Raw genomic sequence first — 19,533 nt, forward strand, 5'->3', positions numbered from 1 at the left:
CCGACAGGGGAGAGCGACCACCCTTTCGGCATGCCTGGGGCCTTGGTGCAGTTTCTCCGTCACCGCAGAAAAGTGTGTCTCCTCACCCCCGAGCGCAACGAATTGGCGTTCAGCCGCCCCCAGCCCGTAGATTCTTCGTAACTGATGTGCACGTACGGAAGTTTCTCCAGGCAGGAGCCCCTCATGAGCCTGTTCCCCCTCGTCTCCGTCGTGGCCGAGCGCCCCGACCTCGTCACCGCCCTGAGCCGGCGTGGCTGCGTCCCCACCTCTGTAGCAGCCGCCGACGTCCTCGTCATCGAGGCCGCGCACGTCGGCGACGACCGGGTGCACGATGCGCTCGCCGCCGGCCGTGGCGTCGTCGTCCTCGGCGCCCCCGCGGCGGGGCTTGCCGGGGTGACCGCGCGCGAAGGCGCCGCCACCGATGGGTCGGCCGCGCGCCTCGAGGCTGCCGTACGCGTCGAGCGCGACACCGAGATCGGCGAGGACCTGCTCGCCCGCGTCGACCTGGGCGCCCTGCGGGCGACCGGCGCCCTGGCCGTCGAGGCCCCGGCCCGACCCGTCGTCGCCGCCGGCGGTGCACCCGTTGTTGCCACCACTACTGCCGCGAGCACGACCGAGTCCGGTCGCGCCGTGGTACTCGCCGTCGAGCCGGCCTCACCCGGTGGGGAGCCGTCCTTCTTCGAGCTCGTGCACAACGCCGTCTCGTTCGTCGCCCCGCGCCCGGTGCGGCACGCCGAGACCCCGGCCCACCCGCTCGTCACCTCCGACGCGTGGCTCGGCCTCAAGGCCGCCGTCACCGACCTGCGGGCGCTGCAGGCCAAGGACGGGTCCGTTCCCGAGGAGGCCGACCTCGCGGCGGCGGCGGCCCACGTCGGTCGCGTCGTCGCCGGCATCGAGGCGCTCGCCCCGTCGCTGCCGCACGACGCCGACTACCTCGAGGCGCTCGTCAAGGACTTCGGCCGCTGGGCCGACAGCGGCTTCGGCGTGCCCGACTTCTACGACTCGCTCGTCGCGTTCGAGCCGGCGCAGCACCGCGCCGACGGCCTGGTCCACCTCGTCGTCTTCCCGATGTACACGCAGAACGGCAACCCGGCCCGCCAGGTCGAGGCCGTCCTGCTCGAGGTCATCTGGCCTGACTTCGTCGCCGAGCTCGAGGCCGGCGACTACTCCAACAAGCTCTTCCTGCCGATCCGCTTCCTCGACTTCACGGCCGGCTACGACACGAACTCGGCCGTGCTCTTCCCCGAGACGGTCGCGATGCGCGAGATCCCGACGTTCACGTGGGGCGGCATCTTCGCCGACCGCGAGGCCGCCCGCTTCCGCCGCGTCGTCACCGAGGCGGCGTCGGTCACCCGGCTCTCGCTGCCGCCGGACGCCGCGCGCCTGCTCGCCGACCAGCAGCTCGCCGAGCGCGCCTTCGTCATGTGGGACCTGATCCACGACCGCACGCACATGCACGGTGACCTGCCGTTCGACCCGTTCATGATCAAGCAGCGGATGCCGTATTTCCTCTACTCGCTCGAGGAGCTGCGCTGCGACCTCACGGCCTTCCGCGAGGCGGTCGAGCTCGAGGGTGAGGGCCACCCGTACGCCCGGTTCGTGCAGTATGCCGTCCTCTTCGACCGCATCTTCCGCTTCGCCATCACGGGCGACCGCACCCGCAACTACGACGGCCTGGGCGGCCAGCTGCTCTTCGCGTGGCTGCACCAGAAGGGCGTGCTGCACTGGACCGACAACCGGCTCACGATCGAGTGGGACCGGGTCGCCGAGCCGGTGCTCGAGCTCGGCCGTGCCGTCGAGGACCTCTACTGGCGGTCGATCGACCGGCCGAAGGTGTCGCACTGGCTGGCCGCCTACGACCTCGTCGCCTCGGTGCTCACGCCGCACCCGATGTCGGCCTGGGCGCGCCACCGCGACGGTGACCTCGGCGCGCTGCCGCTCGACGGCCCGCCGAAGGGCCTGACCGACGCGGTGCTGCCCGACGAGTTCCCCCTGTCGATGTTCTACGAAGCCCTGTCCAAGAAGATGAAGGACGTCATCGAGTCGACGGCCGGCATCACCGGGGCCAGCGCGTGAGCACGGACGGCGCCGGAGCGAGCGCCCCGCGTGTCGTCGTCGTCACCGGAGCCACCGGGGCGACGGGCCGCGCCACGTGCGCGGCCCTGCTGGCCCGCGGTGAGCGCGTCGTCGCGGTCGGACGTGACGAGGCCACGCTGGCGACGCTCCGGGACGAGCTGCCCGGCTCGGGTAACGGGGTGCTCGACACCCGGGTCTGCGACCTGCTCGACGCCGAGGCCGTACGCGTGCTGGCCCGGGACGTCGTGTCCGCGCACGGTGGCGTCGACGCGCTCTTCCACCTCGTCGGTGGCTGGCGCGGTGGCAAGGCGTTCACCGAGTCGACGGACGACGACTGGCGCTGGCTCTCCGGCAACCTCGTCGACACGCTGCGCCACACCACCCTCGCCCTCCACGACGACCTGATCGCCTCGGGGCGAGGCCGGGTGGCGATCATCGGCGCCGCAGGTGCGGCGGCCCCGACGGCCGGCAACGCGGCGTACGCCAGCGCCAAGGCGGCGGCGCAGACGTGGGTGGAGGCGCTGGCCGACTCGTTCGGCTCGGCCGAGGCCACCCCGGGTTCGGCGGCGGCGGTCGGTGTGGTGAAGTGGATCGGGTCCGGTCGCACGGCCACGAGCCCCGCCCGGATCGCCGCCTGGCTGGTCGGGCTGCTCGATGCCGACGCCGCGGCCCTCAACGGCACGAGCGTCCCGCTGTACGACGTGCCCGACCCTGCCTGACGCCGCCGCGCACCCGCTCGGCGCCCGACCACCCACCCGAGTGAGGACTCCGTGACGACCCTGCACGACCGCGACCGGCGCGGTTTCGCGTCCGACAACTACGCCGGCCTGCACCCCGAGGTGCTCGATGCGCTCTCCGACGCCAACGGCGGCCACGAGATCGCCTACGGCGAGGACGCCTACACCGCGCGGCTGCAGGAGGTCGTGGCCGGCCATGTCGGCGAGGGTGCTGTGACCTGGCCCGTCTTCAACGGGACGGGCGCCAACGTCGTGGCGTTGCAGGCGCTACTGCCGCGCTGGGGGGCCGTGGTGTGTGCCGAGAGCGCCCACATCAACACCGACGAGGGTGGCGCTCCCGAGCGGATGGGCAGCATCAAGCTGCTCACCGTCCCGACGCCCGACGGCAAGCTGACGCCCGAGCTCGTCGACCGGCAGGCCTGGGGCTTCGGTGACGAGCACCGCGCCCAGCCGCTCGTCGTCTCGATCACCCAGACGACCGAGCTCGGCACCTGCTACACGCCGGACGAGGTCAGGGCCGTCGCCGACCACGCCCACTCGCTCGGCATGCGGGTCCACCTCGACGGCGCCCGTATCTCCAACGCGGCGGCCACCCTCGGCACCGACCTGTCCGCCTTCACGAGCGAGGCCGGCGTCGACGTCGTCAGCCTCGGCGGGACGAAGAACGGCGCCCTCGCGGCCGAGGCCGTCGTCGTCGTGAACCCCGAGCTCGCCGCCGACCCGACGCTGGGCCTGGTGCACGTGCGCAAGCTCTCGATGCAGCTGGCCTCGAAGATGCGCTTCGTGTCGGCGCAGCTCGTCGCGCTCTACGAGGGGGACCTGTGGCTGCGGTCCGCGTCGCACGCCAACGCCATGGCGACGCGCCTGGCTGCCGGGGTCGAGGCGCTCGACGGCGTGACGATCCAGCGTCCGGTCCAGGCCAACGCCGTCTTCGCGGTGCTCGACCGCGACGTCGCCAACGCCCTGCGCGAGAAGTTCCGCTTCTACGACTGGGACCCGGCCACCGGCGAGGTGCGGTGGATGTGCTCCTGGGACACCACCGAGGCCGACGTCGACGCCTTCGTCGCCGAGCTCACCCGCCTGCTCGGCGCCTGACCGGCTGTCCCGCCCGCCGCATGACGGGGGTGTCTGCCATGCTGCCCCGCATGGTGACTGAGGCAGCGGCCGACCACGACATCCCCGGCGGGTACGCCTCGGTGCGCGAGGCGTACGACACCGTCGCCGGCGACTACGCCGCCTACTTCCCTGACACGTGGGCCGAGACGTCGCTCGACCTCGCGATGGTCGATGCGTTCGCCGCGGCCGTCGGTCCCGGCAGCGAGGTGCTCGACGCCGGCTGCGGGGCGGGCCGGATGAGCCGCTACCTGGCCGACCGGGCTCTGAGGCCGCACGGGGTGGACCTCTCGCCGGGCATGGTGGCGATGGCGCGGCACGACCACCCGGACCTCGACTTCGGCGTCGCCTCGCTCGACGCGCTCCCCTTCGGTGACGAGTCGGTCGACGGGGTGCTGCTGTGGTACTCCGTCATCCACACGCCGCCGTCCGGGCTGCCTCAGCTGCTCGCGGAGGCCGTACGCGTGACCCGGCCGGGCGGCCACCTGCTCGTGGCCTCCCAGTCGGGACACGGCATACGCGACGTGGCGCCGAGCTACCGCCGTTTCGGGCACGACATCACGCTCGTGCGCCACCTCTACACCGCCGACGACCTCTCGGCCGGCCTGGCGGCCGCCGGGTCGAGCGAGGTGGCGCGAATGGTGCGCCGCGCCACCGGCAGTGAGCGTGACGACCAGGCCGTCGTGCTCGCCGTCCGCGCGTGAGCTCCCTCCCCGCTCAGGCGGGAGCGGTCGTGTAGCGCAGGTAGGGCTTGACCTCCTCGACGGCGCCCTCACCGAAGCGCTGGCGGGCGTCCTCGGTCGACACGGTCGGGGCGACGATGACCTTCTGGCCGTCGCGCCAGTCGGCGGGCGTGGAGAAAGGGCCCCGGTCGGTGAGCTGCAGCGCGTCGACGGCGCGCAGGATCTCGTCGAAGTTGCGCCCGACGCTCTTGGGGTAGGTCAGCGACAGCCGGACCTTGTTGCTCGGGTCGATGACGAAGACCGAGCGCACCCCGGAGGTGTCGCCCTCGCCCGGGTGGATCATGTCGTAGGCCTCGGAGACCTCGCGCGAGTCGTCGGCGATGATCGGGTAGGCGACGGTGGCGCCGCCGACCTCCTCGATGTCGCCCTTCCACGCCTCGTGCTGGTCGATCGGGTCGACCGAGACGGCAAGGACCTTGACGTCCCGCCTGGCCCACTCGTCGGACAGTGCCGCGACGCGACCCAGCTCGGTCGTGCACACCGGCGTGAAGTCGGCGGGGTGGCTGAACAGGACGGCCCAGCTGCCGCCCTTCCACTCATGGAACCGGATCGGGCCCTCGGTCGTGGTGGCCTCGAAGTCGGGGGCGGTCTCGCCCAGTCGCGGTGTTGCCATCGGCTCGTCCTTGCGCTCGGTCGTGGTGGGGCAGGTTCCCCGCGGTCTGCCGCCCATTGTGGCCGTGGACCATGCGCAAGCGTTATGGGTGTCCAAATGTCGTGACGCCATCCGGGGCATCGGTCGCTCGTTTCACAGAACGGGCACAGCCAGGACCCCGAGACTGGGAGGTAGGAGCCAGACGCACGCGGACGTGGCGCCGACCCCACCACCCGTCGCCCACCTGCCACAGACCCGAGGAGCCCGTCGTGAGCGCCCTGCTCGAGAACATCACCCACGAGGTCCTCAGCGCCCCGACCTGGCTCGTGCTGCTCGTCGTCGGGACGATCGTCTTCGTCGAGGACGCGATCTTCGTCGGCTTCGTCGTGCCGGGGGAGACCGTGGCCCTGCTCGGTGGCGTGGCGGCCTCGCTCGGGCACGTCCCGCTCGCCGCCGTGCTCGTCGTCGTGGTCGCCGCGGCGATCATCGGCGACACCGTCGGCTTCGAGGTCGGCCGTCACCTCGGCGGCCGGGTCGTGCGGCTGCGCGCCTTCGACCGGCACCGCGAGCGCATCGATCAGGCCCAGGACTTCCTCGGCCGGCGCGGGGGAGCCGCCGTCTTCCTCGGCCGCTGGACGGCCTTCCTCCGGGCCGTGATCCCCGCCCTCGCCGGGATGTCGAAGATGCACTACCCGACGTTCCTGCGGTGGAACGCCGCCGGCGGCATCGCCTGGGGCGTCGTCGTCGTCACGGCGGGCTACCTCGCCGGCCAGTCCTACGCCAAGGTCGAGACCTGGCTCGGGCGGGGCGCGGGGATCGCGGTCGCCGTGGTGGCCGTGGTGGCGTTCGTCGTGTGGCAGGTGCGCCGGCACCGCGCCGAGGGCTCGGAGGGCTCCCGGGCGCGCGAGGCAGAGACCTCGCAGACCCGCTGAGCCAGGGGCGGCCGGTGGCTCAGGCCCCCGTGACGCCTGACCGCATCGCCCCTTTCGTCCCGGTCGCGGCGCGCGCGTGGGATGCTCCTCGCCGTGACCCCCGAGCTACCGCCACCCAGCGGCCCTCCGCACCCTGCACCCGTCGCCGAGCTGCCTCACGCCGCCGCGACCGAGGCACAGGTCCCGACGCCGGTGACGCCGTATGCCGTCCCGCCCGGGCCGTTCGGGCAGCCAGACCCGGCGGCGCCCTTCGGGCAGCCGGGCCAGCCGGATGTGCCGCCGTCGTCGCGAGGCAGTGTCAATGGCCTTGCGATCGCCGCCCTGTGCTGTGGACTGGCTGCGTTCATCCCGCTCGTCGGCGTGCTCGCCGTCGTCCTCGGTGTCGTCGCCCTCCACCAGCTGCGGTCCGGCTTCCAACGCGGACGAGGGCGGGCGATCACCGGCATCGTCCTCGGGGCCCTCGGCACCCTCGGCTGGGCGGCGGTGGTGGTCGCCGCCGTGCTCGGGGGCGCCATGGACCAGCCGCAGCCGAGCGCGTCCGCACCCGTGACCGGTGGGTCGCAGGTGTTCGTCGACAAGCTGGCCGCCGGCGACTGCTTCTCCGGTGGCCGCACCGACTCGATCGACGTGGTCACCCGCATCCCGTGCACCTCGCCCCACGAGAGCCAGGTCGTGACCGCCATCGAGCTGCCGGGCGGCCCGTACCCGGGCGAGGCGAAGGTCACGGACGAGGCCGAGAGCGGGTGCAGCGACAAGGCCGACTCCCTGCTGACCGACCGCGCCGCCGCAGACCTGGACCCGTCCTACATCTACCCCGACGCCGACACCTGGCGCGGCGACCGGACCGTGCTCTGCCTCGTGGAGGCCCCGTCGGGCACGACGACGGGCTCGGCCCTGAAGTAGCCGGCTTCTCCCGCAGCAACGCGTGAGGCCCCCTCCCAGCCGTGAGGCCCCCTCCCGGCTGGGAGGGGGCCTCACGGCATACCGAGGTGGCCGGCCCTCAGGGCAGGGGGCCCTTGGGGCCGTGGTCCTTCTGGAACTGGACCGCCTGCTCGATGCGCTCGTCGGTGTCGGACCCGGACCCTGACACCGCTGTGGTGACCTTGTCGGTCGCCGTCCTGGCGGCATCGGCCACCTTGTCGGCCACGACCGGCGCCTGCTCGCGCACCATCCGAGCACCCTGCTGAGCCTTCTCCTGGACGCGCGGGTCGTCCTTCAGCTGGCCGATGGTGCGCATGAACTGCTCGTAGGGCTCCCGACCGGCCCGTGAGCCGAGGAGGAAGCCGATTGCGCCGGCGCCGAGGATGAGCATTCTCTTCATGGGGGCCTCCGTGGGTTCGTGCCGGCAGCCCTGAGTGGACGCCGACGATCTACCTGAGCCATACCCACCTCGTCCCGGATGCGGCCCGATGAGTCACGAGAGGCCCCCTCCCGGCTGGAAGGGGGCCTCACAGGTGATGCGGGTGGGTCAGCGCTCCTCGGTGCCCGCGATGAAGGCCTCGAGCTTGGCGCGACCGAGGTCGTCCGGGCGCTGCTCCGGCGGGGACTTCATCAGGTAGGACGAGGCGGACAGCAGGGCGCCGCCGATGCCGCGGTCCTTGGCGATCTTCGCCGCGCGGATGGCGTCGATGATGATGCCGGCCGAGTTGGGGGAGTCCCACACCTCGAGCTTGTACTCGAGGTTCAGCGGCACGTCACCGAAGGCGCGGCCCTCGAGGCGGACGTAGGCCCACTTGCGGTCGTCGAGCCACGCGACGTAGTCGGACGGGCCGATGTGGACGTTCTTGCTGTCGACGAGACCCGCCAGCGACCCGGTCAGGTTGCTCGTGACGGCCTGGGTCTTGGAGACCTTCTTGGACTCCAGGCGCTCGCGCTCGAGCATGTTCTTGAAGTCCATGTTGCCGCCGACGTTGAGCTGGTACGTCCGGTCGAGCGCGACACCGCGGTCCTCGAACAGCTTGGCCATGACGCGGTGCGTGATGGTCGCGCCGACCTGGCTCTTGATGTCGTCGCCGATGATCGGCACGCCGGCGGCCTCGAACTTCGCGGCCCACTCGGGGTCGGAGGCGATGAAGACCGGCAGGGCGTTGACGAAGGCGACCTTCGCGTCGATGGCGCACTGCGCGTAGAACTTGTCGGCCTGCTCGGAGCCCACCGGGAGGTAGGAGACGAGGACGTCGACCTTGCGGTCCTTGAGGACCTGCACGACGTCGACCGGCTCGGCGGCCGACTCGTCGATGGTCTGCTTGTAGTACTTGCCGAGGCCGTCGAGCGTGTGGCCGCGCATGACCTCGACGCCCGTGGTGGGCACGTCGGCGATCTTGATCGTGTTGTTCTCGGAGGCGTTGATGGCCTCGGAGAGGTCCTTGCTGACCTTCTTGTCGTCGACGTCGAACGCGGCGACGAACTCGACGTCACCGACGTGGTAGTCGCCGAACGTGACGTGCATGAGGCCGGGGACACCGGCGGTCGGGTCGGCGTCCTTGTAGTACTCGACGCCCTGCACGAGCGAGCTCGCGCAGTTGCCGACGCCGACGATGGCGACGCGTACGGATCCCATGGATCACTCCTTGTTGTTGGGGTTCGTGCTCTCGGTGGTCGTGCTCTGGGGGTTCTGGGGGACCGCGCCAGGCGGGTCGCCGGGCAGGTCGTCGTATGCCGCCGGTCCGGGGTCGAGGGCTGCGCGCCGTTCGGCGACGATGAGCTCCTCGAGCCAGCGCACCTCGCGCTCGGCCCGCTCCTCACCGTGCTGCTGCAGGGCCAGGGTGTAGGTGTCCATGCGCTCGCGGCGGGCCTGCGAGGCGTCGCGGATGTTGGCGAGGCGCTCCTCGAGGCGCGAGCGGCGACCCTCGAGGATGCGCAGGCGGACCTGGGCCTCGGTGCGGGAGAAGAAGGCGAAGCGCACGTCGAAGTCGTCGTCGTCCCAGGCGTCGGGCCCGCTGGCGGCCACGAGGTCCTGGAAGTGCTCCTTGCCCTCGGCGGTCAGCTCGTAGGTGATCCGGGGCCGCTTGCTGCCGGCGCCAGCGGTGCGGGTGCCCGCCTCGGCGGTGTGGGTGGTCTCGTGGATCCAGCCGGCGCCGACCAGGTGGCGCAGCGCCGGGTAGAGCGAGCCGTAGGACAGGGCCCGGAAGATGCCGAGCGCGGTGGTGAGGCGCTTGCGCAGCTCGTAGCCGTGCAGGGGGCCGTCGTGGAGCAGGCCGAGGACCGCGAACTCGAGCAGGGCGGCGCGGCGGCTCTGCGGACGGTCGGCGGACGGCATACCGCCATGCTACACGTGGATATATCGCTGCGATACATCACTCCGACACAATGGTGGAATCAGCCGGATCGAAACCCGCTCTCGCCTCCCAGGGGGCAGAACCGACGTTCGATCCGGCTGATCGCACCGCGAGCAGTCGGCGTCAGTGCTCGAGCGTGTAGAGGGCCAGGAACCCGGCGCCGTGGTCGGGCCGCGGGCCCACGGTCGTCACCGTCACCGTGTGGTCGGAGCCGTCGGGCACCGGGCTGGTGCCCCACGAGCCGTAGCCGTGGCCCTCGGTGCCACTCGGCAGGCCCGTCAGCCGGGTCCCGGAGTCGGCGGTCGCCGAGCTGCCTGTCAGGTTGTCGCCGGCGGAGCCCCAGGTGACCAGCGCCATCCCGGCGGGAACGCCCGTCGTCAGGTCGTGCCACGACGCCAGCGGGGCTGCCTCGATGCCGATGAGCTCGTAGCGGTAGCCCTGGTGCTCGACGACGTCCGGCAGTGACGCGACCGTGCGGCCTGTCGAGTCCACGACCGGCTGCTGCCTGCCCTGCTCGTAGACGGCTCCCGTCAGCTGGGCGCCCTCGACCGAGGCGGGCTTGCTCGTCTTCGCGTCGACGAGCTGGACGCGCAGGCGGGCGCTCCGGCCGACCGTCAGCTCCGTCCACCCCTGGCCCGGCTCGCCCGGCACGGCCCCTCCGGCAGGCAGGTCGCGCTCCGTCGGCCGCCCACCCTTGCACTGGCTGCCGAAGAAGCCGGCCCTGCCCTCCAGCCCGAGCGTCACGAGGTAGGCCGACGCCTCGTCCTGGGTCAGGTCGGGCAGGTAGCACTCGGCCCCGACGGACACGTGGACGGTGGTCGGCTCCCAGGCCAGCGAGAACTGCGCCTGGCCGGGGTCCCCGATGAAGCCGGCGGCGAGCGTGTCGTCGGCCACCTTGGCGCGGTAGCGCAGCCCGTCCCTGACGACGTCGCCGGGGGCATCCGGGACGGTCCGGTAAGGCATACCGTCGGAGCCGATCATGGGAGCGGTGCTGGTGGCGGTGCCCGAGGCTCTGCCGGCCGGCACCGCCGGAGCCTGCCGGCCGGTGGCACCCACGAGGCCGACGGCGAGGGCCGCCACGGCCAGGGTCGCCGCGCCCGCGGCCGTGGCCCGGCGCCGCTTCGTCCGGCGCACCCGGGCCGCGATGCCGGCGCGGAAGTCAGGAGCGGCGCCGAGGTCGTCGGCGTGGGTGGTCAGCTCATCGCGCAGGTCGGTGACGTTCATCGGGCGGGCTCCTCGTCGGCGGTCGGGCGCAGGCTGGGGTCGATGCGGAGCTTCGCGAGCGCCCGGCTCGCCTGGCTCTTCACGGTGCCGACCGAGCACTGCATGATCTCGGCGGTCTCGGCCTCCGACAGGTCCTCGTAGAAGCGGAGCACGACGACGGCCCGCTGCCGCTTGGGTAGTCGCTCGAGGGCGCGCCACAGGTCGGTGCGCTCGTCGACCCGGGCGTTCTCGGCGCCGTGGAGGCGGTGGGCGTCGCGCCGCTCGGGCAGCTCGGCCGTGGCCTCCTCGCCGTTCCAGCGCCGGCGCCACCAGCTCGAGTACGTGTTGACCATGACCCGGCGGACGTACGCCTCCGGCCGGCTCTCGATGCGCCCCCACGCGAACCACGCCTTGGCCAGCGACGCCTGCACGAGGTCCTCGGCGAGCGCGCGGTCGTGGGTGAGCAGGTATGCGGTCCGAAGCAGTCGCGTGGACCGGGTGGCCACGAAGTCGTCGAAGGACTCCCGCTCCAACGTCCGTCCCCCCGTCAGCGGCGCGGGCGACGTGCTGCTCGCCCCGGTGCCGGTCCCTGTCACTGTGGTCACACCCGGCTCGACCGGCTGGCCCTGCAGAAAGGTTGCACGTCGCACCCCGGTTGGGAAGCAACCTGTGGCGCCGTTGTGCCGCGTTTGTGAGGGACGTTCCGGATTTCGGCACCGGGGCGCCGGTCGGGTCATACTGAGTGGCGGCTCGGGACGGTTCCCGGGCCTCAACACCGAATGGAGCACGTTGTGACGCAGAGCAGGCGCGACATCCGCGCTGCCCAGCTGTCGGGCGCCCGGGGCGGGTCCCGGGACGGCGGCGGGGGCAGCGGCGGCCAGGGCCGCACCGGCTGGAGGAAGTGGCTCGTCGGCACCCTCAAGTGGGGCTCGATCGCGGCCGCCGTGCTGATCGTGCTCGGCGCCGTCGGCGTCTTCATCGCCTACCAGCAGACGTCCATCCCGCAGCCCAACCAGCTCGCCAACAAGCAGGTCTCGATCGTCTACTACAACGACGGCAAGACCGAGCTCGACCGCATCGCCGTCCAGAACGGCAACCGCGAGTCGGTGCCCCTGACCAAGGTGCCCAAGTTCGTCCAGGACGCGCACATCGCCGCGGAGGACCGCACCTTCTACCAGAACAACGGCATCTCCGTCGGCGGCATCCTGCGCGCCGTCAAGACGAGCATCACCGGCGAGGCGCAGGTCGGCGGCTCCACCATCACCCAGCAGTACGTCAAGAACTACTTCCTGACCCAGGACCGGACCGTCTCGCGCAAGGCCAAGGAGATCCTCATCTCCGTCAAGATCGACGGCCAGCTGCCCAAGTCCGAGATCCTCGAGAAGTACCTCAACACCATCTACTACGGCCGCGGCGCCTACGGCATCCAGAGCGCGGCCAAGGCGTACTTCGGCAAGGACGTCTCCCAGCTCACGGTCGGTGAGGGCGCCGTGCTCGCCGCCGTCATCAACGCGCCCTCGATGTACGACCCGGCGAACGGCGCGGCGGCCAAGGAGAACCTGACCCGGCGCTACGCGTACGTCCTCGACGGCATGGTGCAGGAGGGCTGGCTGAGCGCGGCCGAGCGCGCCAAGTTCGCGCAGCTGCCCAAGATCCAGCCCTACAGGAGCAACAGGTTCTCGTCGGGGCCCAACGGCTACATCACGGCCGAGGTCAAGAAGGAGCTGCTCTCGACGGGCCTGTCCGACCGCGACATCGACAACGGCGGCCTGCGCATCGTCACGACGATCGACAAGCGGTCCCAGGACGCCGCTGTCGCCGCCATGAAGAACGACCTGCCCCAGAAGGTGACGGGCGGGCTCGTCGCGGTCCGGCCCGGTGACGGCGCGGTGGTGGCGATGTACGGCGGCCCCGACTACTCGAAGTCGCAGTACAACACCTCGACGCAGGCCACCATGCAGGGCGGCTCCAACTTCAAGCCGTTCGGCGTCCTCGCCGCGGTCCGCAAGGGCATCTCGACGAAGACCAAGTTCGACGGCGACACGCCCCAGACCTTCGGCTCGACCACGATCAACAACTTCAACGACAGGTCCTACGGGCAGGTCGACATGCGACGGATGATCGGGCGCTCGATCAACACCGCGTTCGTCAACCTCAACCAGCAGATCGGTCCGGCCGAGACCAAGCAGGCCGCGATCGACGCGGGTATCCCGGCCGACACCAGCGGTCTCGGCACCGACCTGACGAACATCCTGGGCACCGCCTCACCGCACGTCATCGACATGGCCTCGGCGTACTCCACCATCGCCTCGCAGGGCGTGCGTTCCAAGCCCTACCTGGTGGCCAGGATCTCGTCGACGACGAGCGACTTCTCCTACCAGGCCAAGCCGGAGACCAAGCGTGCGTTCGACAAGGACGTCACCGCCGACACCACCGACGCGATGACCTACACGGTCAAGCCGGGAGGCACGGCGACCAAGATCGGCCGCGAGCTCGGCCGTCCCGCGGCCGGCAAGACCGGCACGTCCGAGAACAACCGCTCGAAGTGGTTCAGCGGGTTCATCCCGCAGCTCGCGGTGTCGGTCGGCATGTACAAGCCGAGCCCCGACGGCAAGTCGAGCCTGCCGCTGTCGGAGGAGGAGTCGGCGCTGCCCGACGGGTCGACGATCCCCGCGAACATCTGGCTCGACTTCATGAAGCCCGCCACGGCCAACATGGAGGTCCAGGACTTCCCGGCCCGCGCGGGCGTCGGCGACGACAAGGTCCCCACGCCGACCCCCACCTTCACGCCGGTGCCGACGCAGACGTCCACGCAGCCGCCGACGACCACGACGCAGCCGCCGACCACGACGACGACGCAGGCGCCGACCACGACGACGGAGCAGCCGACCAAGACCAGGGGCACGGGCAAGCCGAGCCCGAACACGACCACGCAACAGCCGACGATCACCGTCCCGCTTCCGGGCCGGAGCACCCAGGCGGGCGCCGGGTGACGAGCCGGGCCGCGGGTGCAGGACGTGGAGGCACGGTGACGCCCCGTTGAGCAGGACGGTGAGCAGGACGGCTGACGACGCCGTCGTGCGGGCGGCCTCCGAGGTCATCGGAGGTCCCCGGGGGCGGTATGCCGCCGGCCGTGAGCTCCCGTGGGTGCTCACGGCCGCCGTGCTGTCGGCCCTGACGGCCGTCACGGCCGGCCTGGCGGTGCTGCTCCGCGCTCCCTGCCTGCGGACCGGTTTCACCGGCGACACGCAGTTCTGGAGCGCCTGCTACGCCGACCTTCCCGCCGCGTACCGCGACGCGAACCTCAAGGCCGGCGTCGCGGCATACCTCCAGGGGGGCGACGGCGCGCCGGTCACGGGACAGCCGCCCCTGACCGGGCTGGTGCTGACGGCGGTCGCCAGCATCACGCCCGACGGTGGACCCCTGACATCGCGGGCCTCGTGGTACTTCGCGCTGTGGTCGGTGCTGCTGACCCTGCTGCTGCTCGTCATCGTCTGGCTCGTCGCGTCGTCGGCCGCGCGGCCCTTCTCGGCCGCCCACGTCGCCCTCTCGCCGGTGGTGGTGCTCGCCGGCTTCATCTCCGCCGACCTCCTCGGCGTGGCCCTCGCCAGCGCGGGCATGTGGGCGTGGTCGCGCCGCCACCGCACGCTCGCCGGGGTGCTGCTCGGCCTGGCCATCGGCGCCCGGTCCTACCCCGTACTCGTCCTCGTGGCCATCGTCCTGCTCGCCCTGCGGGCCGGGCGGGTGCGCGAGACCGGCCGCACCGTCGGCTACGCGCTGCTCACCGCCGGCGCGCTGCTCTCCGCGCTGTGGATGCTCAACCACGGTGCGGCCCTGTCGCCCTACGAGGGCTGGGTCTCGGCGTCGGCCGGCTACGGCTCGCCGTGGCTGCTGCCGCAGCTGGCCGGGCACCCGCTGCCCTCGGGGGCCGTGACCGCGCTCGCGGTCGTCGGCTGGCTCGTGGCCCTGCTCGTCGGGGCGGTGCTCGCGCTGTCGTCGGCCCGCAGGCCCACCCTCGCCGAGGTGTCGCTCGTGATGGTCGGGATCGTGCTGGTCACCGGCAAGTCCTTCACGGTCCAGAGCTCGGTGTGGCTGCTCCCGCTCATCGCGTGGTGCGCGATCCAGTGGCGCGATCACCTGATCTGGGCCGGCGCCGAGGCCCTCAACTTCGTCGCGGTGTGGCTCACCATCGCCGCGACCACTGTTCCCGACCGCGGGCTCCCGGCGCCCTGGTACGCCTTCTTCTCGATGCTGCGGGTCGTGGCGGTGCTGTGGCTCGTCGCGGTGGTGTGGCTGCGGGCGCGGGAGCGGCGTGGTGGCGGCGGTGCCGACGGTCACGGTGCGGGCGAGGTCGACGACCTGGCCGGGCCGCTGGCCGGGGCCGAGGACGGGCTGATCGTCCGGTTCTCGTGAGCCGCGATGCCGGCCACGACCCCGGAGGCGCCGCGATTTCTGCGTATGCCGTCCCGCCGGGTAGTCTTGCCCAGTTCACCGCGCGCCCGGTGGCCTGTGGATCGTCCCGACCGATGTCGGTGTGGTCTGCGAGGCTGGACCCGGCTGGAGAGAAGGCCGGGCCCCAAAGGCTCGCGGTGGGACGAATGCAACCCTCCTGTCACGAGAGAGACTCGTGACCGCCGAGACCAGAGGAGGTGGGTTAGAAGCATGCGTCAGTACGAACTCATGGTCATCCTCGACCCGGAGACCGAAGAGCGCACCGTCGGCACGACGATGGACAAGTTCCTCACCGTCGTGAAGAACGACGGGGGCAGCGTCGACAACGTCGACATCTGGGGCCGTCGCCGTCTCGCCTACGACATCAAGAAGAAGTCCGAGGGCATCTACGTCGTCGTCACGATGACGGCCGAGCCGGCCACCGCCCAGGAGCTCGACCGCCAGCTGAACCTCAGCGAGTCGGTCATGCGCACGAAGCTGCTGCGCCCCGGCGCCTGATCACGCACCAGCCACTGAACTGCTCGATCACCGGACGAAGGACTGAACGGAGCCACGTATGGCAGGCGACACCGTCATCACGATCATCGGCAACCTGACCGCCGACCCCGAGCTGCGTTTCACGCCGTCCGGTGCCGCGGTCGCGAACTTCACCGTGGCCTCGACGCCGCGGCAGTTCGACCGCCAGAGCAATGAGTGGAAGGACGGCGAGACGCTGTTCATGCGCTGTTCCGTGTGGCGCGACGCGGCGGAGAACGTCGCCGAGTCCTGCCAGCGAGGCATGCGCGTGATCGTGTCCGGCCGTCTGAAGTCTCGGTCCTACGAGACGAAGGAAGGCGAGAAGCGCACCGTCGTGGAGATGGACGTCGACGAGATCGGCCCGTCCCTGCGCAGTGCCACCGCGAAGGTCAACAAGACCCAGCGCGGCGGCGGCGGTGGCGGCTTCGGCGGCGGCCAGGGCAACCAGGGCGGCGGCTGGAGCGGCGGCGGTGGCCAGGCCGAGGACCCGTGGGCGACCGGCGGTTCCGCCGGGGGCCAGGGCGGCGGCCAGGGCGGCTGGGGACAGCCTGCCGGTGGTGCTCCGGCCGGCGGTTCGCCGCAGCCCGGTGGCCAGCAGGGTGGTGGCTGGGGTTCTGCCCCCAGCTACGACGAGCCCCCGTTCTGATCTCGCCTGACATCGCCTGATCGGCCGAGCCAGCTCGAGCAGGTCAGTTCCGTCGTCCGGTGAGCCAGCCGGACGGCATACCCAAGAAGTTCGTTTCCATCCCGGGGCACGAAACCCCGGGCTCTCATCAAGAAGGAGAGCACCACGATGGCAAAGCCCGTTGTGCGCAAGCCCAAGAAGAAGGCCAACCCGCTGAAGGCGGCGAAGGTCGAGAACATCGACTACAAGGACACCGCGCTGCTGCGCAAGTTCATCTCCGACCGCGGCAAGATCCGCGCGCGTCGGGTGACCGGTGTGTCCGTCCAGGAGCAGCGTCTCATCGCCACGGCCGTCAAGAACGCCCGTGAGATGGCCCTGCTGCCCTACTCGAGCTCGGCTCGCTGAGCCGGTTCGGGAACGAGGAGAACACCATGAAGCTCATTCTCACGCACGAGGTCAGCGGTCTCGGCGAGGCCGGCGACATCGTCGAGGTCAAGGACGGCTACGGCCGCAACTTCCTGCTCCCGCGCGGTCTCGCGACCCCGTGGACCAAGGGCGGCCAGAAGCAGGTCGACGCCCTGACCAAGGGCCGCGAGGTCCGCGCGATCAAGGACCTCGACCAGGCCAAGGGTGTCAAGGGCCAGCTCGAGGCGACGTCGGTGCAGGTGCCGGCGAAGTCCGGCCAGTCCGGCCGTCTCTTCGGCGCCGTCAGCAACGGCGACATCGCCGCGGCCGTCAAGGCTGCCGGTGGCCCCGAGCTCGACAAGCGCAAGATCGAGGTCAAGCAGGCCATCAAGACGCTCGGCTCCTACGAGGCGACCGTCCGTCTGCACCCCGAGGTCGCGGCGACCCTGAAGTTCGAGGTCGTCTCCGCCTGAGGCACGCCTCACGCACGGTCTAAGGGCCGGGACCCGCACCGCGGGTCCCGGCCCTTCGCCATGTCCGGCAGGTCCCCGTCACCCGACCCCGCCGTCCCTCCTGCCCCACGTCGAGTGGGCACTTCGCCCCAGTTGTCCACAGGGTGGATCAGCGGCTACCGACGACGATGACGGTTGCATCGAAGAGGTTCCACGGGGTGTTGCCCGCGGCGTCCGGCACCTCGAGGTAGCCGTGCAGCCAGGCCTGCCCGTGTCGCAGCGAAACAGCCGAAGCCGTGACCGTCCAAGAACGGGTTGTCCCGTCGCACGTCACGGCGACCGTGCCCGAGGTCGAGGCGCCCGAGCGCGAGACGAGCTCGACGCCGATCGTGCCGGGACCCGAGGCCCCCGCGGCGTCGGGCACGGTGCACGCGTACGTGCCGTGGACCGTCACGCCGTCGGTGCCGAGGCTTGCCAGCCGGTCGACACCCACGGTGCCGAGGTCGGGGGCGCCGCCGGCTGAGGCGGGCGTGACGGCGAGGGTCGTCACCGAGAGTGCGGCCGTGGCGGCCAGAGCGACGGTGGTGAGGCTGCGCGAGACGTTCATGGTTGGGATCCCCTTGTCTGTCGGGCTCCTCCTTGGAGCCGTGCCTACCAAGACGGCGGCGGGGCCGGCGAGGTTGTCATGTCGTGGTCGCGATCCTCGGGGCCCGCCCTCCGGGCCCGCACCGCCCCTCGACGTCGAGTGGGCACTTCCGTTCATCTGTCCACACCCCCGTCGCGAGCGACCCCCGCCATGCACAGGGGTCGTCCTCAGCTCGGCAACGAGCACGTATGCCGTCACCGTGGAGGCACGTGAAACGGCACTCGGGAGGGGTGGGGCATGGACGACGTCAGGGTCGCGCCATGGCTGGACCAGGAGGATCGACGGGTCAGCCAGAACATCAGGACGCACGGCTGCTCGATCGAGTACGTCTTCCTCTGCGAGGGGGACGAAGTCCCAACGCCGTTCTGCTACACGATCGGCCTCTCCGGGCTCGGCCATCCGGAGCTGCTGGTCTTCGGGCTCGAATACCCCAGTGCAGCAGGCCTGCTCAACCACGTGTTCGCGCTCGTGGCCGCCGGCCGCGACCTCGTACCGGGCGAGCCGCTCACCTTCGAGGGCCATGACGAGACGTACCTGATCGAGGACGTGCCCAACCCGGGCGAGATCATCTTCGCCGCCAACCGTTACTACGGGCGTCCTGCCCTGGCCTCCGTGCCCGCGTTCCCGAGGCCCGGTGACTTCTCGGCCGTCATCGATGACACGCGCGATGTCGGACCCTGCGGCTGCTGCTGAGCTCGAACTGCCCCACCTCGCCGGGCTGGAGGTGCCGGTGAGCCCCTTCCTCCGCCGTGACGCAGCGGCTCAGGACATACCTCAACGAGTGCTCGACTCGACGATGTTGGTCCGGCCGACACGCGGCGTGCGTTCCCTCCGCATGCCCCGGACGTGGGCCGAGCGGGCGCGCGGCGTGCTGCCCGTGCTGCCACCCGATGCCGCGTTCTCCCACGTCACGGCGGCCGCGCTGCTCGGACTGCCGCTGTCGTATGCCATGGAGGAGGACGGGCGGCTCCATGTGTCGAGTCGACTGGACACCAGGCGTATGCGGCGTCCCGGAGTGGTCGCTCACCGTTGCCTGCACCCCCGCAGCCGAGACACGGCTGAGGGCCTGCCCGTCGTGGGACTGGCCGACACCTGGATGGATCTCGGTGAGCTGGTGGGCCGTGGCAAGCCCGTGGGCCTGGACGACCTCATCGTCGTCGGCGACGCCATAGCGACGCGCCTCGAATCCGTCGGTCCGTTGCGCGAGGCCCTGATGCGACGCGTGCGCCCCCGCGGCAAGGTGACGTTGCTCGAGGCACTGCAGGAGATCCGCGTCGGATCAGCCTCGCCGCGCGAGACCCTCGCCCGCCTCATGCTGGTCCGTTGCGGCCTGCCTGAGCCTCTGCTGAACCACCCCGTGTGCGACGAGGCAGGCAATCTGCTCGGTTACGCCGACCTGCTGTGGAAGGAGCAGCGGGTCGCCGGTGAGTACCAGGGCGAGGAGTTCCACGCCGGCGAGGAGGAGCGTGCGCGCGACGAGCGGCGGCGACTCGGTTTCGAGCGCCGCGCCGGCCTGCAGGTCGAGGAGATATGGAAGGCCGACATGGCATCCCGATCCGAGCGCGAGGCGTGCGTGCTCCGTTTCGCGCGGGCGCTCGGCATCTCTCGGTCCGAGGTGGACGTAAGCAGGGCAGAACCGCGCTTCTTCTCGACGTATGCGATGGACCTGGCGGTGCAGCGCGAGATGCGTCGTAGCGCGAGGCGCTCGAGCTGACGGCCCAGGTCCAGGTGCCCACTCGATGGGGCGGGGGGTGTGGATGGGT

General features: G+C 71.3%; 21 protein-coding genes. 14 read left to right on the plus strand and 7 right to left on the minus strand.

Going from position 1 to position 19,533, the window contains the following annotated elements; genetic code table 11:
- Positions 1-723 precede the first annotated feature (723 nt).
- Genes ABD241_RS09765 through ABD241_RS09780 form a run of 4 tightly spaced genes read left to right on the plus strand, consistent with a single transcriptional unit; the run spans position 724 to position 4,630 of the window.
- On the plus strand, positions 724-2,076 hold the full coding sequence (locus ABD241_RS09765; protein WP_344063478.1) for a DUF6421 family protein: 1,353 nt from the start codon (positions 724-726) through the stop codon (positions 2,074-2,076).
- On the plus strand, positions 2,073-2,795 hold the full coding sequence (locus ABD241_RS09770) for an SDR family NAD(P)-dependent oxidoreductase (protein ID WP_344061255.1): 723 nt from the start codon (positions 2,073-2,075) through the stop codon (positions 2,793-2,795). Before ABD241_RS09765 ends, ABD241_RS09770 begins: the two co-directional genes overlap by 4 nt.
- A gap of 51 nt (positions 2,796-2,846) precedes the next feature.
- Positions 2,847-3,908 (plus strand): threonine aldolase family protein, encoded by a 1,062-nt coding sequence (locus tag ABD241_RS09775; RefSeq protein WP_344061258.1) that lies wholly within the window; start codon positions 2,847-2,849, stop codon positions 3,906-3,908.
- Between the two features lie 50 nt (positions 3,909-3,958).
- A complete protein-coding gene (locus tag ABD241_RS09780; protein WP_344061261.1) occupies positions 3,959-4,630 on the plus strand; it encodes a class I SAM-dependent methyltransferase in 672 nt (223 codons plus the stop codon).
- Positions 4,631-4,643: 13 nt separating this feature from the next.
- Here the strand turns inward: ABD241_RS09780 and ABD241_RS09785 are convergent, their stop codons facing one another.
- Complete coding sequence (locus tag ABD241_RS09785; protein WP_344061264.1) at positions 4,644-5,282, minus strand: peroxiredoxin; 639 nt, start codon at positions 5,280-5,282, stop codon at positions 4,644-4,646.
- Positions 5,283-5,530: 248 nt separating this feature from the next.
- On the opposite strand from ABD241_RS09785, the gene ABD241_RS09790 reads away from it, so the two are divergent.
- Complete coding sequence (locus ABD241_RS09790; protein WP_344061267.1) at positions 5,531-6,193, plus strand: DedA family protein; 663 nt, start codon at positions 5,531-5,533, stop codon at positions 6,191-6,193.
- Between the two features lie 93 nt (positions 6,194-6,286).
- Positions 6,287-7,096, plus strand: coding sequence for a DUF4190 domain-containing protein (locus ABD241_RS09795; protein ID WP_344061271.1), 810 nt, complete (start codon positions 6,287-6,289; stop codon positions 7,094-7,096).
- Between the two features lie 97 nt (positions 7,097-7,193).
- On the opposite strand, the gene ABD241_RS09800 is transcribed toward ABD241_RS09795, so the two are convergent.
- The 5 genes from ABD241_RS09800 to ABD241_RS09820 form a co-directional block, all read right to left on the minus strand.
- Complete coding sequence (locus tag ABD241_RS09800) at positions 7,194-7,514, minus strand: YtxH domain-containing protein (protein ID WP_344061272.1); 321 nt, start codon at positions 7,512-7,514, stop codon at positions 7,194-7,196.
- Positions 7,515-7,661: 147 nt separating this feature from the next.
- Positions 7,662-8,753, minus strand: a complete 1,092-nt coding sequence (locus ABD241_RS09805; protein ID WP_344061274.1) for an inositol-3-phosphate synthase — start codon at positions 8,751-8,753, stop codon at positions 7,662-7,664.
- Between the two features lie 3 nt (positions 8,754-8,756).
- Positions 8,757-9,452: a PadR family transcriptional regulator gene (locus ABD241_RS09810; protein WP_344061277.1), complete on the minus strand. Its 696-nt coding sequence runs from the start codon at positions 9,450-9,452 to the stop codon at positions 8,757-8,759.
- A 142-nt stretch (positions 9,453-9,594) separates the two neighbouring features.
- Complete coding sequence (locus tag ABD241_RS09815; protein ID WP_344061280.1) at positions 9,595-10,695, minus strand: hypothetical protein; 1,101 nt, start codon at positions 10,693-10,695, stop codon at positions 9,595-9,597.
- Entirely contained in the window at positions 10,692-11,279 is a 588-nt protein-coding gene (locus tag ABD241_RS09820) for a SigE family RNA polymerase sigma factor (protein WP_344061283.1), read from the minus strand. The genes ABD241_RS09815 and ABD241_RS09820 overlap by 4 nt, the downstream gene beginning before the upstream one ends.
- A gap of 186 nt (positions 11,280-11,465) precedes the next feature.
- On the opposite strand from ABD241_RS09820, the gene ABD241_RS09825 reads away from it, so the two are divergent.
- From ABD241_RS09825 to rplI, 6 genes are all read left to right on the plus strand, one after another.
- The gene (locus ABD241_RS09825; protein ID WP_344061286.1) at positions 11,466-13,667 is read left to right on the plus strand and encodes a transglycosylase domain-containing protein; all 2,202 of its coding nucleotides are present in this window, start codon (positions 11,466-11,468) and stop codon (positions 13,665-13,667) included.
- Between the two features lie 58 nt (positions 13,668-13,725).
- Positions 13,726-15,087 carry a hypothetical protein gene (locus tag ABD241_RS09830; protein ID WP_344061289.1) on the plus strand — a complete coding sequence of 454 codons (1,362 nt, stop codon included), beginning with the start codon at positions 13,726-13,728 and terminating at the stop codon, positions 15,085-15,087.
- 249 nt (positions 15,088-15,336) lie between these two features.
- Positions 15,337-15,624: a 30S ribosomal protein S6 gene (gene rpsF / locus ABD241_RS09835; protein WP_344061292.1), complete on the plus strand. Its 288-nt coding sequence runs from the start codon at positions 15,337-15,339 to the stop codon at positions 15,622-15,624.
- A 58-nt stretch (positions 15,625-15,682) separates the two neighbouring features.
- Complete coding sequence (locus tag ABD241_RS09840; protein WP_344061295.1) at positions 15,683-16,288, plus strand: single-stranded DNA-binding protein; 606 nt, start codon at positions 15,683-15,685, stop codon at positions 16,286-16,288.
- Between the two features lie 147 nt (positions 16,289-16,435).
- A complete protein-coding gene (rpsR, locus tag ABD241_RS09845) occupies positions 16,436-16,672 on the plus strand; it encodes a 30S ribosomal protein S18 (RefSeq protein WP_013494395.1) in 237 nt (78 codons plus the stop codon).
- Between the two features lie 26 nt (positions 16,673-16,698).
- The gene (gene rplI / locus ABD241_RS09850; protein WP_344061298.1) at positions 16,699-17,145 is read left to right on the plus strand and encodes a 50S ribosomal protein L9; all 447 of its coding nucleotides are present in this window, start codon (positions 16,699-16,701) and stop codon (positions 17,143-17,145) included.
- Between the two features lie 148 nt (positions 17,146-17,293).
- On the opposite strand, the gene ABD241_RS09855 is transcribed toward rplI, so the two are convergent.
- Positions 17,294-17,731: a hypothetical protein gene (locus ABD241_RS09855; protein ID WP_344061301.1), complete on the minus strand. Its 438-nt coding sequence runs from the start codon at positions 17,729-17,731 to the stop codon at positions 17,294-17,296.
- A 276-nt stretch (positions 17,732-18,007) separates the two neighbouring features.
- On the opposite strand from ABD241_RS09855, the gene ABD241_RS09860 reads away from it, so the two are divergent.
- Together ABD241_RS09860 and ABD241_RS09865 are read left to right on the plus strand one after the other, a co-directional pair.
- On the plus strand, positions 18,008-18,463 hold the full coding sequence (locus tag ABD241_RS09860) for a DUF4262 domain-containing protein (RefSeq protein WP_344061304.1): 456 nt from the start codon (positions 18,008-18,010) through the stop codon (positions 18,461-18,463).
- Between the two features lie 142 nt (positions 18,464-18,605).
- Positions 18,606-19,484, plus strand: a complete 879-nt coding sequence (locus tag ABD241_RS09865; protein WP_344061307.1) for a hypothetical protein — start codon at positions 18,606-18,608, stop codon at positions 19,482-19,484.
- Positions 19,485-19,533: the final 49 nt, after the last annotated feature.

This window comes from Terrabacter lapilli, assembly GCF_039531305.1.
GTDB lineage: Bacteria > Actinomycetota > Actinomycetes > Actinomycetales > Dermatophilaceae > Terrabacter > Terrabacter lapilli.

Bases quoted from the DNA above. Each gene is read 5' to 3' on its own strand.
- ABD241_RS09810 (WP_344061277.1), bottom strand. From the start codon at position 9,452: ATGCCGTCCGCCGACCGTCCGCAGAGCCGCCGCGCCGCCCTGCTCGAG.
- ABD241_RS09805 (WP_344061274.1), bottom strand. From the start codon at position 8,753: ATGGGATCCGTACGCGTCGCCATCGTCGGCGTCGGCAACTGCGCGAGC.
- ABD241_RS09785 (WP_344061264.1), bottom strand. From the start codon at position 5,282: ATGGCAACACCGCGACTGGGCGAGACCGCCCCCGACTTCGAGGCCACC.
- ABD241_RS09865 (WP_344061307.1), top strand. From the start codon at position 18,606: ATGCCCCGGACGTGGGCCGAGCGGGCGCGCGGCGTGCTGCCCGTGCTG.
- ABD241_RS09815 (WP_344061280.1), bottom strand. From the start codon at position 10,695: ATGAACGTCACCGACCTGCGCGATGAGCTGACCACCCACGCCGACGAC.
- ABD241_RS09840 (WP_344061295.1), top strand. From the start codon at position 15,683: ATGGCAGGCGACACCGTCATCACGATCATCGGCAACCTGACCGCCGAC.
- ABD241_RS09780 (WP_344061261.1), top strand. From the start codon at position 3,959: ATGGTGACTGAGGCAGCGGCCGACCACGACATCCCCGGCGGGTACGCC.
- rplI (WP_344061298.1), top strand. From the start codon at position 16,699: ATGAAGCTCATTCTCACGCACGAGGTCAGCGGTCTCGGCGAGGCCGGC.
- ABD241_RS09800 (WP_344061272.1), bottom strand. From the start codon at position 7,514: ATGAAGAGAATGCTCATCCTCGGCGCCGGCGCAATCGGCTTCCTCCTC.
- rpsF (WP_344061292.1), top strand. From the start codon at position 15,337: ATGCGTCAGTACGAACTCATGGTCATCCTCGACCCGGAGACCGAAGAG.
- ABD241_RS09855 (WP_344061301.1), bottom strand. From the start codon at position 17,731: ATGAACGTCTCGCGCAGCCTCACCACCGTCGCTCTGGCCGCCACGGCC.
- rpsR (WP_013494395.1), top strand. From the start codon at position 16,436: ATGGCAAAGCCCGTTGTGCGCAAGCCCAAGAAGAAGGCCAACCCGCTG.
- ABD241_RS09860 (WP_344061304.1), top strand. From the start codon at position 18,008: ATGGACGACGTCAGGGTCGCGCCATGGCTGGACCAGGAGGATCGACGG.